This window comes from Paenibacillus sp. ACRSA, from assembly GCF_022346845.1.
Lineage (GTDB): Bacteria > Bacillota > Bacilli > Paenibacillales > Paenibacillaceae > Paenibacillus.
Genome location: NZ_JAKRNP010000004.1, coordinates 318,190 through 333,169, shown reverse-complemented (window position 1 = coordinate 333,169; position 14,980 = coordinate 318,190). Strand labels below are relative to the sequence as shown.

10 protein-coding genes are annotated in these 14,980 nt (G+C 44.5%); 6 read left to right on the top strand and 4 right to left on the bottom strand.

The features are described 5' to 3' along the window. Position 1: 1 nt before the first annotated feature. Positions 2-1,315 carry an ABC transporter substrate-binding protein gene (locus MH215_RS14940; protein ID WP_239291165.1) on the bottom strand — a complete coding sequence of 438 codons (1,314 nt, stop codon included), beginning with the start codon at positions 1,313-1,315 and terminating at the stop codon, positions 2-4. A 241-nt stretch (positions 1,316-1,556) separates the two neighbouring features. Here MH215_RS14940 and MH215_RS14935 point away from each other — a divergent pair, with 241 nt between their 5' ends. The 5 genes from MH215_RS14935 to MH215_RS14915 all read left to right on the top strand — a co-directional run bounded on the left by MH215_RS14935 (position 1,557) and on the right by MH215_RS14915 (position 9,018). After that, complete coding sequence (locus MH215_RS14935; RefSeq protein WP_239291354.1) at positions 1,557-2,729, top strand: AGE family epimerase/isomerase; 1,173 nt, start codon at positions 1,557-1,559, stop codon at positions 2,727-2,729. A 2-nt stretch (positions 2,730-2,731) separates the two neighbouring features. Further along, on the top strand, positions 2,732-3,916 hold the full coding sequence (locus MH215_RS14930) for a glycoside hydrolase family 130 protein (RefSeq protein WP_239291163.1): 1,185 nt from the start codon (positions 2,732-2,734) through the stop codon (positions 3,914-3,916). A 426-nt stretch (positions 3,917-4,342) separates the two neighbouring features. Then, a complete protein-coding gene (locus MH215_RS14925; RefSeq protein WP_239291162.1) occupies positions 4,343-5,365 on the top strand; it encodes a substrate-binding domain-containing protein in 1,023 nt (340 codons plus the stop codon). A 291-nt stretch (positions 5,366-5,656) separates the two neighbouring features. After that, positions 5,657-7,396, top strand: a complete 1,740-nt coding sequence (locus tag MH215_RS14920) for an ABC transporter ATP-binding protein (protein ID WP_239291161.1) — start codon at positions 5,657-5,659, stop codon at positions 7,394-7,396. Continuing rightward, complete coding sequence (locus tag MH215_RS14915; protein ID WP_239291160.1) at positions 7,393-9,018, top strand: ATP-binding cassette domain-containing protein; 1,626 nt, start codon at positions 7,393-7,395, stop codon at positions 9,016-9,018. The genes MH215_RS14920 and MH215_RS14915 overlap by 4 nt, the downstream gene beginning before the upstream one ends. A 112-nt stretch (positions 9,019-9,130) precedes the next feature. On the opposite strand, the gene MH215_RS14910 is transcribed toward MH215_RS14915, so the two are convergent. Together MH215_RS14910 and MH215_RS14905 are read right to left on the bottom strand one after the other, a co-directional pair. Next, entirely contained in the window at positions 9,131-10,558 is a 1,428-nt protein-coding gene (locus MH215_RS14910; protein WP_239291159.1) for a pectate lyase family protein, read from the bottom strand. A gap of 303 nt (positions 10,559-10,861) precedes the next feature. Next, entirely contained in the window at positions 10,862-11,377 is a 516-nt protein-coding gene (locus tag MH215_RS14905; RefSeq protein WP_056703478.1) for a DUF2179 domain-containing protein, read from the bottom strand. A 491-nt stretch (positions 11,378-11,868) separates the two neighbouring features. On the opposite strand from MH215_RS14905, the gene MH215_RS29095 reads away from it, so the two are divergent. Further along, positions 11,869-13,044, top strand: a complete 1,176-nt coding sequence (locus MH215_RS29095; RefSeq protein ID WP_275446155.1) for a Leu/Phe/Val dehydrogenase — start codon at positions 11,869-11,871, stop codon at positions 13,042-13,044. Between the two features lie 274 nt (positions 13,045-13,318). Here MH215_RS29095 and MH215_RS14890 read toward each other — a convergent pair whose 3' ends face one another. After that, complete coding sequence (locus MH215_RS14890) at positions 13,319-14,980, bottom strand: hypothetical protein (protein WP_239291158.1); 1,662 nt, start codon at positions 14,978-14,980, stop codon at positions 13,319-13,321.

Sequence of the window (14,980 nt, the reverse complement as noted above, 5' to 3'; positions counted from 1 at the left end):
TTTATTGCGCGACTTCTGCACGTGCTTTTACCCACTTGTCATTGAGGTCTTTCATGATGTCGTCATACGATTCACTACGGTTGCCGATGGCTGCTTCGATAATGCGTTTCTTGAAGTCAGGCTGCCAGAGACCGATCTCAGCTTCGTTGTCAATTTTGTCCATCAAGCCTTCTTGACCCTCTTTGGCAGGAGTCAGCGTAGAGAATTGTACATCTTTGTATTGATCCAAGATTGGTGGCAGTTCAGCGCTCTTGTCTGCACTCATACCTCCACCTTGTTCAACTGCATAATTGGACTTCTCAAGGAACCAGTCAATCCATGCTTTGGCAGCAGGTTTGTTCTCGCTGTTCACGTTCATACCGATGTTGTAATCCGCTGACAACGGAACAATGACATCACTAGCGTTCGTAGGGAAAGGCAAGAATCCGATGTTATCCGGTGTATCCGTCAACCCTTGAATCTGTGTAATTGCCCATGAACCCAGCGCCATCGTCGCAATTTTGCCATTAGCCAAGTCTGCTTTGGAGCTTTCCCAGTCTGTCGTCGTTGGATCCTTCTCGATCAGGCCACTCTTCGCTGCATCATAGAGTACTTTGTACAACTCATAGTGCGGTTGCCCAGCAACAAAGTTATCATCTGTATTCGGTTGATCCACGTTAACGTAATCGATGCTGCCTGCAACGGTTGGCAGATCAGCTTCCCATTGTGTCAGTGCCCAGCCAGAAGCATAGTTCGTATACAGCGGAACTGCATCCGTGTTGTCTTTCACTAGTTGCAACGCTGCCTGGAATTGCTCAGGCGTTTTAGGTACTTCAGCGATACCTGCATCTTTGAATACTTGCTTGTTATAGATAATGCCGGAGAATGTGATGACCGTAGGAATACCATACACTTGACCATCCACCATACGCTCTTCGATCGCTGTGTATTTATCTTTCAATTCATCGTAAGTACCGAGCGGTTCAAAAAAGTCTGGGATATCAGCGATAGGAACACTCGTCGGAATCATCAGTACGTCACCGTAATCCTTGGTGCTCATCCGAATCTTCACTTGTCCCTCATAGTCCGCCAGAGCCTGGAAGTTTACTTTCACATCCGGATACTCCTTATTGAACTCAGCTGCGTAATCCTTGAATACGGTATCAACAATATCTGTACGTTGCGTCAGCACGGTGATTTCGCCTTTGATATCCGCCGGATCTGTACTAATCTCCTCTCCCGCTTGTGGAGATCCACCTCCCGATGAACATGCAGCAAGTAGCGAAGTAATGAGCAGCATTGTCAGCAGCATCATCCAGCCTTTGTTTTTTCTCAATTGTTTCGACCCCTTTCATGAATCTGTTAAGTTATCGTTAAGGTTACAAGTTCGATTCTATTATGGTAACGCTTACCTGTCAATTGATTTATTTCATATCTTTTATAGAAAATTTAAACCCTCATCCGTTGACAAGCAAATTTAAGCGCACTAATATTAACGTATAAAGTTAACGATAACTTAATTCATTTATTTTTATATTATGTATGCTATTGAAGGAGCGCTCTGAATGACTGTAAATATGATTCAGCTTCAATCCGAGATAACGGAGCATTGGGAACAGAGAATTTTACCTTTCTGGTCTAATCTGAAGGATACAACGAACGGTGGGTTCTACGGTTGGGTGGGTAACGATCTTCAAGTCGATCGCCAGGCCCCCAAGGGCGGGATTGCTACAGCACGGCAGCTCTGGTCGTTTGCAGCAGCCTACCGGGTAACCGGGCAAGACATCTGGCGCGATCATGCGGAACATGCTTATCGTTTTCTCGCAGACCATGTGATGGATCCGGAGTATGGCGGGATGTATTGGATGGTTGATGCTGTAGGAGAACCACTGGACACGAGCAAACATGTCTATACGCAATCGTTTGGTGTGTACGCATTGAGTGAGTACTACCGGGCGACTGGAGATGACTCAGCGCTGGAACTTGCGAAAACGCTTTTTGTCCTAATTGAAACGAAGGGATTGCACGCAGATATACCTGCCTACAGAGAGCAATTTGATCGATTCTGGAACGAACAACCGAATGAAATGTTAAGCGAAAACGGGGTCATTGCGGATTATACGATGAATACACATATCCATGTATTAGAAGCCTACACCACCCTCTACAGGGTATGGCCGGATGCACAAGTGAAGGCGGCGTTGGAGCGCCTGCTCGCTATTCTGTATGAACGTGTATATGACCAGGATACGAAGTTTCTCGGGGTATTTTTCAACAAACAGTGGGAATCCATCATTGACCTACGCTCATTCGGACACGACATTGAAGCAAGCTGGCTGATTGACGACGCCCTAACCGTGCTGGGACTCGAACAACACCCCACATATGCTGAGATGGTTACAGATATCGCCTACAATATCTCGAACATCGCTGTGCAAGCAGATGGATCGCTAATGAATGAACAAGAGGGCGAGCATGTCGATGAGACGCGAATCTGGTGGGTTCAGGCCGAAGCTATGGTTGGTTTCTATAACGCATATCAGCGCACGGGTGATCCGCAGTTTCTAGAGAGAGTCGAACGGCTGTGGGCCTACACCAAAGAACACATCGTTGATCATCGCGCAGGTGGGGAATGGCACTGGTCAGTCGACGGAAACGGTACACCCGATCAGCACGAGGTTGCCGGACCTTGGAAATGCCCGTATCACAACAGCCGATTTTGCATTGAACTAATTGAGAGGATGGGATAAGCATGATACACCCGAAATACAATGAGCTATTGGAGAAACAGGAGCAGCTTCTGTCACGTTCGAATGAAATCGATTCATCCTTCTATAACGGCGTATATGATCGGTACCTTTACCCCGTAATCACCCGCCATCACGTGCCTTTGCACTGGAGATTTGATCTGAATGAAACGACCAATCCACATTTCATGGAGCGTCTGGGCATCAATGCAACATTGAATCCGGGAGCCATCTATTTCAATGGCAAATACGTTATGGTGATTCGGACAGAAGGGCTTGATCGCAAGTCGATCTTCGCGCTTGCCGAAAGTGATAACGGGATTGATGGGTTTCGGTTTACGGGTAAGCCGTTAGTTTGGGAAGATATCGATAAAGATGAGACCAATCAATACGATATGCGACTCGTTCAGCATGAGGATGGCTGGATTTACGGAATCTATTGCTCAGAACGCAAAGACCCGGATGCCCCTGCCTTCGACACATCCAGTGCGGTCGCTCAAGCTGGGCTTGTACGTACTCGTGATCTGGTAAGCTGGGAACGCCTGCCTAACATTACAACCAACTCCCCTCAGCAGCGAAATGTCGTGCTCCATCCCGAGTTCGTTGGTGGCAAATATGCCTTCTATACTCGTCCACAGGACGGATTCATCTCGACAGGCAGCGGTGGCGGCATTGCCTTCGGTCTGTGTGATGACATCTTGAATCCCGTTATTGATGAAGAAACCATCATTGATGAGCGTAAGTATCACACCGTGTATGAAGTCAAAAACGGACAGGGGCCTGCCCCTATCAAAACGGATCGTGGCTGGATTCATATTGCACATGGCGTGCGTAATACGGCAGCTGGCTTACGTTATGTGTTGTACACTTTTGCCACAGATCTAGCTGATCCAGCTAAAATTATCGCTAAGCCAGGCGGACATTTTATCGCACCTTATGACGACGAGCGTGTAGGCGATGTATCCAATGTCATTTTCTGCAATGGTGCTGTCGTAAATGAGAAGAACGAAGTCTTTATCTATTACGCGTCCAGCGATACACGTTGTCATGTGGCAACAACAACGCTGGAACAACTGGTAGATTACACATTCAACACACCTGCTGATCCGTATCGTTCTCTGGACTGTGCTATCCAGCGTGCTGATCTGATCGAACAGAATGAGAAGCTTCTACATGTTGTTCAAAAGTAAGCTTTGGATACCAGCACTTCTACAGAAGCAATAAACTTCAATTGAGTGCAACCGCCTTCATCGGGACTCCATTTATGCTAAAAATCATAATAGAACGACCGGAAATTGCTTTATTCGAAGGAAGTAACAGGGTATACTATTAGTGCGTGTTCAACAAGGTCGGTTTTTAGTACCGAGAAGATGGGATAAAGCTAGAAATGGAGTAGCGGAGCGTAGATGGAGCTACGTGAGCAACGGACATTTCGGCTGAATTCCAACTTCGACGCTGAGATGCCGTCAGGCATCCTTCGTAATCAAAAGCGGACTTTTTGAACTACCTCTAGTATGGATTGTTATTATGTTTAAAAGAGCGAAACCTCATAATGACAGCACATTGTACTTAGACCAGCTTGAAGGAGGCGACCAAAGCTGAAGAACAATATCACCATGCGGGATATCGCCGACAGGCTCGGGGTCAGCAGTGTGACCGTCTCGAAAGCGTTGAATGATAAAGATGGTGTCAGTGACGAATTAAAAGAAAAGATTAAGGTGCTTGCCGTAGAGATGGGCTATCGGTATAATGCCACTGCCCGCTCTATGAAGGAAGGCCTAACTCATAATATCGGGGTAATTATCCCCGAACGGTTTACCGGGCCTACGCAATCGTTCTATGTACGCGTGTTCCAACGCATCACAAGGCACTTAGAGGATCAGGGCTACTACGGCATTCTGCACATTCTCAATGAAGAGGATGAAGAAGGATTAACGTTGCCGAAGCTGTACAGTGACAATAAGGTTGATGGCTTCATCGTGCTCGGTCAGATCAGCAAAGAGTACATTGAACTGGTGCGTTCAATGGATGTCCCCAAAATGTTCCTCGACTTCTATGATGAGCATTCTGATATCGATTCTGTTGTAACCGATAACTTCTATGCTGCTTATGAACTGACGAATGTTCTGGTACAACAAGGACATCGCAGTATTGCTTATGTGGGTAATCTATACTCCACCAGCAGTATTCAAGATCGTTTCCTGGGGTATTACAAATCACTCTTGGAGCATCGTATGCCGATGAACCCTGACCTCATCCTGAATGATCGGGACGAACGCGGGACGTTCATCGAGATCGATCTTCCTGACTCATTGCCTACAGCTTTTGTCTGCAACTGTGATCAGGTCGCTCATCTGCTTGTTCAGAAGCTGACATCGTTGGGCATTCAGGTGCCTCAGCAATGCTCCGTCGTTGGATTCGATAACGATATCTATGCCCTGCTCTCCGAACCAAAACTGACAACCGTTGAGGTGGATGTAGAACAGATGGCACGCACTGCTGTTCAGTCGATGCTGAAGAAAGTCGACAACCCGAACCGCAATTTCGGCCGCGTACATGTGAAGGGCAACATCATCTATCGGGATTCCGTTAGTGCTGCGCCTGAAACTTTGAAAATTCAATCTCCATCTTCGTTATAAAAGATAAAAAGTGCTTCCGGCCATAGTGGCTGGGAGCACTTTTTTAGTGGGTTCATATATTCTCTTGATTACCGTGCATAGATATCTTTGGTTTGTAGTTTGAAATGAAAATATTCTAAATCTCACATTGACTAATCATTGTATCAAGTCTAAATTAGGTATATGACTCTCATATTAACAATAATAGTATATATTGGATTTTAATTTAAATTTAATATTTTATTACATACTTCAATCTCATTAGCACATATCCGATCCCAATTTCATGTAAAGAGAAGGAGAACAAGGTTCGTGGCGAAAAAACTAGTTATTCTACCCCGTTGGTTCAAAAGCTTGTTAAAACAAAACAAACTACAATTATGTGCATTACTTCTTTTACTTATCGTTATTGGTGTTTGTGAAACAATCACTCCAATCATCATTCAAAGATTTATAGACAATGCAACAACAAGCGCAGAGGTCTTGCAGCTTTTTCAGTTAGCCATCAGTTTTCTAGTCATTACTTTTTTTAATTATGTATTGAAAATAGTAAACGCTTATTACTCCAATAGGGTCACTTGGAACATTTGCGAAGAAATTCGTATTACATGCCTTAATAGAATGAAACATTACGACAAAGCTTTTGAACAAAAATACGGTGTTGGCAAAATAATGGATTATCTCTCAACAGACATTTCGGAAATTAATTATTTTATTACTAGAACATTATTGCCCACAATTATAGATGCGGTTACTATGCTTGCGATTGTGATCGTAGTTGTTAACGAAAGCTTCGTTCTAGGCCTGTTCTTTATCACTTACTTTAGTTTTGCAGCCTTTGTTATTTATAGAACACAAAATAAAAAAAGCAATGTATTGGGCAAAGAAAGAGCGGTTGAATCTGAGATTTCAAGTCTGATCAATGAAATTGTATTAGCAAGGAAGGAAATCAAATCCATGAACGGAGTTAATGCTTTCACATCCAAGCTTGCTTCTTCTATGGACGGATTATTTCCTTACAAATTAGCTTCGCAAAAGTATATTTATACGATTTGGATTATCTCTCTATTTTTCATTTCATTAACCAACGTATTAGCTTTGGGACTAGGTGGGACACTCTACTTCTTTGGGGTTATTTCTTTAGGCACCGTATATCTGGTGTACAACTACAGTCAACAACTGAAGCAACCTCTTGAGACCATCCAGTATCATATCAATAATTATCTACTCGTAAAGCAAGCTATGAGTAGGTTAACTGATATTTTGGAATATCAAAGTAGTGTAGCTCAGGGGAATTATAATTTACCTGAAGGATTAGTTAATGTAACTGTAAAGCAGTTAAAGTTTTCCTACGACGACAAGTCCGTACTAGAAGATATTAACTTCACTCTTGAGGCCGGTGAATCCATGGGTATTATCGGTGTCTCTGGCAGCGGGAAAAGTACGCTAAGTTTGTTGCTAACCAAGCAACTACCTTGCCCTAATCATAGTGTGTATATCTCTGGCGTTGATATCAATGAATTAAGTATGACAGAGATCCAAAGACATATTTGTCTGATGAGCATTAACGATAAGTTATTTGAAGGTTCATTAAAAGATAATCTAACTTTATTTGATGATGGGATCTCAGATCACCAGGTACTGCACTTCATAGAAAAGTATAAATTCAAGCAAATAAGCCCTTATTTTAAGCCATTTGAGCAAAATGATTTGCTACACAAAAAAATAGAGTTACAGGAATTATCAGTAGGCGAAAAGCAATTAATTTATCTTTTTAGGTTGGTTTTCAAACCAAAGAAACTAATAATCTTCGATGAGGCGTTATCTAACATTGATGAGAAAATTGAATATTATTTTTTTGATATTTTGAAGGAAATTAGTGAGGATACGACTTTAATTATGATTTCACATAACGTTGAGCGACTGAGAAATTGCAACAATATCATTGTTATGGAGAAAGGGAAGGTCATTGCGAACGATAAAGCACACACTGTATTAGATAGACTTTATAGACAACGGCATGGTTTGCATTTGTCAGGGGGAGAAGCATGAGTAGTACAAAGGATTCTATTAATAAGTCGCTTCTTTTAATCACGCCTAAGCAATACACAATTACTTTTATATTGGGGTTAGTTAGCAGTCTGATCCCTCTATTACTCGGTTGGGTTATTAAAATTGTATTTGATCAATTAAATAATAATCATTTCAAGTCTTTGTCATTACTATTGTTAGTCATTTTACTTCTGATTGTGCTTCAAAACTTCTTATTCTACCGACTGGGCTTACTTGAAACCAAGATTCGTTTTCGAGCAAGCAAAACTATGGTGGTCTCTTTCATCAATAGAATTTTACTTAACGAAAATAAAGCAGATGTAACAGCCTCAACCGCATTAACAATAACTAACAGCGATTTCAAATTAGTTGAATACAAGCTATGCAGCATACTGGAATTGGTAAATAAAATTATATTTTTTATCGTAGCTTTAATGATCATGTGCACGATTAATTGGAGATTAACATTGTATTCGATCCTTCCGCTTGTCTTGTTTAATATCGGCATTTATTTTGTCAGAAACAAATGGAAAGATAAGTTTGCAGATAATCGCACGGCCGCTCTTAACTATCAACAATTCGTACATGACGTCATGTCCAATAGGGATACGTATAAGTATCTGGATCAAGAGAATTTACTGAGTAATCGATTGAAATGGTTGGGGAAGAAAAGTTTATCCACCCAGTTGAAACAAACTCTGTTCTCCTTCTCTATTACTACAGGGGTTACCTTTGTTAATTACCTAAGTATCTTTGTCGTCTTAATGCTGTCTATTCGTTATCTAAAAAGTGGCGAGCTCTCCATTGGTGACCTTACACTCTTTATTAGTTATATTGGCTTTGGGTTTGCTTATCTAGACTTATTTGCAGCCGTACTGAATTCACATAAACAAACCGAGCATATTGTGAATAAAGTTGATCATTTGGTTGAAAACAGTAGCCTAGGTACCTTTAGCAAACTAAACGTCGGTTATCAAGACGACACAATAGAGCACCACTCGTATTTAATTTTTAGAAACTTTGCAATGAATTCAAATCATGAGCCCCTCCCCAATCTAGTTATCCCAAAAGGTTCTTTAGTAGTCATCTCTGGAGAAACTGGGATGGGGAAATCCACGTTCATCAATGCCCTCTTAGGCTTCTCATCATATAGTGGTCAACTCATCGTGGATGGGACAATTGTGGACAATTTATCAGAGTATCAAATAGGGGTCGTACCTCAGCGCTATAACTTATTCAATCTACCTCTAATCGATAACATTACTCTTCTAAAAAATGCGGATCAGGCTCAACCAGCACTTCATATTGCCAATATAAGAACAGATCATATTTTTAATATTTCTGATGAACAATATTTGGGAGTCTCAGGTAATATGATTTCAGAAGGTCAAAGACAGCGTGTGGCCATCGCCAGAGCTGTTCATCATGGTAAGGATTTTCTCATGTTGGACGATGCATTCAGTTATCTTGATAAAAACAATAGATATGAAATTTTCGAAAAAATAAGAAATACGAAAGCTACCAAATTTATTATCTCGAATGATATGAATTTCAAGAGCAAAGCAGATATTCTTCTTAAGGTGCGTGAAAGGAATATTGTATTAGTTGAAGAATTAAATTAGACTGTAATGCCGTCATGAGTCAGGTTTGTACGTGCAACGGTCATAAGAATAAACAAGCTACCTCGCCAAGAACTACGGGTAGCTTGTTTGCTGCTCGCCAAATGCCTGAAGCTTAATAGGTAGTCTTCAGCCAATTATCCTTGGACCAGGTGAGCTTGCCTGCACCAGCGCCGTTGGAGCCCGTGAGGCGTGCATTCAGCGTGGAGGGATCATCCACCTGATAACTGTATGGAAGAGTCGCGAAGCCGTTCCAAGAGAAAATCTTCACCACGGCTGGAATTGGCGCGAGTGGACTGCCAGAAGTATCACTGTCGCCACGGAACAAGCCTCCATCCAGCGCATATATCGTATCCGTTACACGGATTTTGCCCGTATATGTTGCATCTGCTGGATTGGTCTGATTGTTGCGAACGGGGAACTGCACATCCTTGATGACCGATTTCTCAACGAGAACCGCTCCGCTTTCAGTCGAGATGGCACCATTGCTGATGATATCAAATTTATACCCTTTGGAAGCAATGGCAGTTGCCATCGCAGACGTAATTTTGGCTTTGGCAGCCCGCGCTGCTGTAGCATCCATCACAATGTTATAGGCATGTGCATTGCCTCCGCGCAGACGCGGCATCCGATCCTGAATATCCTTGTACAGATTATGATGCAGCGTCATGGACAGATTAGCGTTCGCCGATTCAAGGCTCGTTGAACCAACAAGATGCCCCTTTTTCTGTGGTCCAGAAATGGCGATAATATCCGCTTTACTGAGACCCACTGCACTACTGCGCAGGTAATTGTACATCGGATAGGAAGCTTTATTGGCTTCCAGCTCATTAATCTGCTGTGTAACCCAGCTGTTTGCACTGCCGTCATCGCCCTTGAAGGTAGACCAGGAGATGGTCACACCGCTGGTTCCTTTTTTCGAATCAACGAGTCCGTCATAGGCTTTGTTAAATGTACAGTGATCAATCCATACACCGCTACTCTCCTCCAGGGTGATGTAATCCCAGTCGTTCTTGTCATAGTCACCTTTGGTGGACTCATCCCACTCCCAGAGCTCATCGAATTCAAGATTACGGATAATGACGTTGGAGCTTCGTTTCACGCTGATCGCAGCATGTTTGATTTTGGAGCCGTTGGCGGAGAAAATAGTGAGCCCGTTAAAACCGTCAATCGTAAGCTTACTTACGCCGGTCTGTTTCAATACAGGATGCGTCAACGCATCATTGTGTTTGGCAAAAGGTGACTTCTGCGCTGCACTCGGAATTTCGTTCCACCCTAGATTCAAATCATTCATGATCTCCACGACTTTGACGCCGGAGTTCTTCTTCAACGCCAGTGCAAGGTCAGTTGCATTGTATACCTTCTTATACGTGGACGTGTTCAACTCACTGATGATGCCACCTCCCGTGTTACCTTGGGAGAATCCTGTGAGATTGTAGTCTGCATCCCCTGCTGCCTGCACACTTGCAGGACCCGATATTAGTGTGAGCCCCAACGTTACAGCCAAGGCTGCACTGCACCAGCTTCTTAATTTTGTTTTCATCCCATTCATTCCTCCCATTTTATATGTGATAAGGCTCGTGCCCTGCTGCCACGTCGTGTCATGAAGGACATGTCCTCACTGTATATTTTGAAAGCGATTACAACAATAATCTCTACATCACATTCAGGTTATACAGCTTGATGTAGTGCCAACTGTACCAGAAGCAACCTTGAATCGTACTTAGTTAACCTGATTATTCCACACGAGTAACATCGACTTACCGTGATGGGGAATGCAAAATGAATGAAACTAAAAAGCAGGACTGCATCTGCTGCAGACCTGCTCCATTTTACATTTTTTAATTCACCTTTTGATAGAACGTGTCCAGAAGCCGCCATGGAATTGTTTCGGCTCGACCGTAATGACGAAGGCTTTGGGGTCTAACCCGAGAATCGTCTGGTAGAGCAGTTTTTGGTTTTTGCGTTTCGCCAAAATCTCCATAACTAGCCTGTCCCCATCACGACCACTACCTACCCAAGCGGTAACACCATATCCCTTGTCTCTCAGCGCATTCGCTACATCTCCGCCCATTTGATTACAGATCACCTTCACGGTAACATAGCCAAGCGCAATCTTCTCCTCAATCCAAGCACCTAGTAACACACCAAGCCCATATCCCACCGCATAAACAATGAGTGCAATCGTCTGATCCAGATAATTGAGCACTAGATTCAATCCGAGTACATAGATCACAATCTCTCCCGTACTGATCAGTGCGGCGATGTATTTCTGACCCTTAAGCGTCAGTATCATACGCAGCGTGTATGCCGATACGTAGACAATTTGAATCAGAAAAATAAAAACGAGTATTTTGAACAATTTGCATCCCTCTTTCCTAGGGCGTGTTCGAAAGCTTCGAAGGACACAGACTTTGCCGAATTTTCGTTCCAAGTCAGGAAGTTTTCCGCAGGCGTGCCGGGGCACGTCAAGGGAAACTGACGCAGCAGGGAGCGAAAAGGCGGTGAAAGATGCACTTCAGTGAGTTTTTAGACACGTCCTAATGATCAGACCTGTTGCTGCCAGCCTAAGTTCCTGATCCAACATTTAATCTCATGCTAGCCAAGTATTATTATCTCTTATCTTCATCATTGGACTTTATGGGGTCATTTTAAACGGTCTACTTTCAATCTGTACAGTGCCAGAACTGCCATTATAGAATTGTTTACTGCGATTATCAACCCGGCAACAGACCTAGGGGCGAAAGGCTCTATCGTTGAATATGCTGAAACATCAGTAATCGCCGAATACAATGGGACACATTATGCGAATAATCGATATCCATCAACGATAAATCAAAGGGGGGAGCATCCATGCAGCTATGGCAGGAGATGGAGCAGGAAGGGATGGAAGAACTCCTATTTTGTCACGACCCAGGTAGTGGGCTGAAAGCAGTGGTCGCGATTCATAGTACGGCACTCGGGCCAGCACTCGGCGGATGTCGCTGCTGGACATATGCTTCAGAAGAAGATGCCATTCGCGACGCCATCCAACTTGCCAAAGGAATGACTTATAAATCAGCCGTATCCGGTCTGCCCTATGGCGGCGGAAAAGCGGTGGTCTGGAATATCCCTACGGAGTGGAAGGTGGGCAGTTCCCCTGCACAGTCTCAATCCCAAGCCAGTTCTTCGTTCCCCATTAAGAACGTCGTGGATTCCGATTCTAGTTCCCATCAACTCATCATTCCCAACACTAACACAGGGCGAGCCCATATCTTTCGAGCTCTTGGACGTTTTCTTGAACGACTTAACGGTCGCTATATTACCGGTCTTGATCTAGGCACTACGTCCACTGACATGGATCAGATCCGATTGGAGACTGCCTATGTGACCGATATGACCGGATCACTGGGCGCACAGGATGACTTCACCGCCGAGATGACCGCTTACGGTGTGTACACCGGCATCGTGACCTCGCTCCGCCATCAGGGCATCGCCACATTGCAGGGCATTCCCATTGCTGTCCAGGGACTGGGCAAGGTCGGGTATGCCCTGTGCCGTCACCTGCATGCAGCCGGGGCACGGCTCATTGTGGCAGACGTTGTACCGGAACGTGTACAACGTGCCCTTGTGCAGTTCAGCGGCGCCACCTCGGCCGATCCGGCCCATATTCACGCTGCTGACTGCAAAGTGTTCGCCCCCTGTGCCCTAGGGGGCGTGTTAACCCCGGCAACGGTGGAGGAGCTGCGCTGCTCCATCGTTGCCGGGGCGGCCAATAACCAGCTTAGCCAGCGGCAACTGGTTATTGGCCGGATGCAGGCGCGCGGCATTCTGTACGCGCCTGACTATGTGCTGAATGCCGGAGGCATCATCAGCACTGCTTACGAGCTGGAAGGCGCGCAGCCGGATACAATCCGCCAGAAGGTGGCGGGTATTGCGGATACGCTCTCCGCGGCCTACCGCGCCGCAGCAACAAGTGGTATATCCACTGTTAATGCAGCAGATCAACTGGCTGAAGCCAGACTAAGTGGCAAGACTCCCCGTTCATGATCTAAGTGAAGCACCAGCACACAGCGCTTTATTTTATATTGAAGGTGATCAACGTTGTCAGGTTCAGTTCACGGCGTCCATTCGACTATTGTGTGTAGCTTCCTCTAGCAAAAGCGGTATATCCTAGGAAAGCTCCCCAACGTTGAGCTCATAAATACTGACTCACGTACTCTGGGGCGAGTGCCCTGACAAGTAATAAATTTTATACTAACAAAAGAAGCCAATCGGATTCGAACAATCCATCCTTGGCTTCTCTTTCTTTACGAATGTCATCTCAATGAGCTGTCACTTTACGATCGCCCTTCACCGGATATAACATCGTCCAGAGCATCGTATTCGCTATAACGAGTAACGCAATATATATCCAGATTCCTGCGGGTAAGGATTGAACGTAGAAATGTAACCCCGCTAACAAACCGAGTACCGGTAAAGCCAACAACACAAGCCACCCATCACTTTGCTGTGCCATACTGAATGATTCCGAGAACGGAGGCTTACGTAATAACAGTTTGCTGGTTAACGGAATGAGCGCTGTACCTATCAACAGGATGATCACAATGTCCGGTACAATTCGCAAACCGAACGCCCAGAGGAACACAACCGCATTGATCATAAAGACAGGCATAAACATATTACACAAAAAGGCTTTTAACGTCCCACTGTAAAGTACATGGTCATTAGCAAGTGGAGCCGCGCGGAACGTCCAGAACGCCTTGTAATGTCCTGAAAATTTCAGCATCATCACCACAGTTACTACGACAAACAACATAATATATAAGGTATAAAAGAGTGCACTCTCCCTTAATTCAGCCCATGAGGAGTCCTGCATAAACGTAAACCAAAATATATATGGCAATACGAGAGACAAGCCAATGCTAGGATACACTTTAAGCTTGAACTCACGCTCGTTACGCATCATGTTGGCAGACAATCGGAAGCACGCTTGCTCCTCCCGCGTCCTACAGAATATTCTAGCCATGATCCGATCCCACCCTCCACGTCTGCGACCTGAGGTCTGACCGGCGTGAGCCATTTTCTCCAGATATAATTCAAAGGACGGCATAAGCTTCACGTAGATCATCAGACTGATGATTGGAACGACAATGGCTAGCGCCGAGAAGACATACAGCCATGCATTTCCACCCCCGCCAAAGATCCACTCGAACAGAGCCGCATACCATACTGGAGGAAGGAATAGCTGCCACCATTCCGGAGTAAATACCATGTTGAAGTCAACGATGCTAAATGAACGAATGACCAGTTGATACCCAACGGCAATGCCGACAGATAATAGAATCTGCACCATGTTGATCATATCCTTCAGCTTCTCCCCATCCAGGAACTTCATCATGAACAGATAGACCAGTGAGGTGGTCACCAGAATCAGCATATTGATCAGAATAAGCGCCACGGCAAACAATAAGAAGAATCCAATCCCATAACGAATGAGCGTTGCCACCAGTGGAAGAATAGAAAGCGAACCTGTTAATAGAAAAAGGTAGATTCCGGCGTGAATGGCGCGAGCCATGCCGATGGTACGAGCTTTGACTGGCTTAGTCATGATGATATTCCGATCCCGGATATCCAGTAGCACGGAAGAGAAATCAGAGACCATAGATGTCATAATCATGAACATCAACATCGCCGTAACAATACTCATCTGAAGCATGTAATGTCCCGTATCCCAGACAATAAAGGGCACCATAATCAATCCCATTAAGGCATATAACCATAACGAACGAAGGTATAGATTCCCCTCCTTTTGTTTCTTGTTCCCATAACTAGACGACAAAACTGTAGGTACACGGCGCTGATCCATCTGGAACTTCACTCGCAAAATAAGTCGCAACACATCGTAATCCGCTCCGGTTCGCGCGATCACATGCCGGAAACGATCCAGAACCTTGAGCGAGCGGAAATCGGAGGATTCCGCCAT

What these genes read in the sequence shown, in the direction of transcription:
- MH215_RS14890 (WP_239291158.1), bottom strand. Translation starts at nt 14,980, where the DNA reads ATGGCGGAATCCTCCGATTTCCGCTCGCTCAAGGTTCTGGATCGTTTC.
- MH215_RS14910 (WP_239291159.1), bottom strand. Translation starts at nt 10,558, where the DNA reads ATGAAAACAAAATTAAGAAGCTGGTGCAGTGCAGCCTTGGCTGTAACG.
- MH215_RS14935 (WP_239291354.1), top strand. Translation starts at nt 1,557, where the DNA reads ATGATTCAGCTTCAATCCGAGATAACGGAGCATTGGGAACAGAGAATT.
- MH215_RS14925 (WP_239291162.1), top strand. Translation starts at nt 4,343, where the DNA reads ATGCGGGATATCGCCGACAGGCTCGGGGTCAGCAGTGTGACCGTCTCG.
- MH215_RS29095 (WP_275446155.1), top strand. Translation starts at nt 11,869, where the DNA reads ATGCAGCTATGGCAGGAGATGGAGCAGGAAGGGATGGAAGAACTCCTA.
- MH215_RS14915 (WP_239291160.1), top strand. Translation starts at nt 7,393, where the DNA reads ATGAGTAGTACAAAGGATTCTATTAATAAGTCGCTTCTTTTAATCACG.
- MH215_RS14930 (WP_239291163.1), top strand. Translation starts at nt 2,732, where the DNA reads ATGATACACCCGAAATACAATGAGCTATTGGAGAAACAGGAGCAGCTT.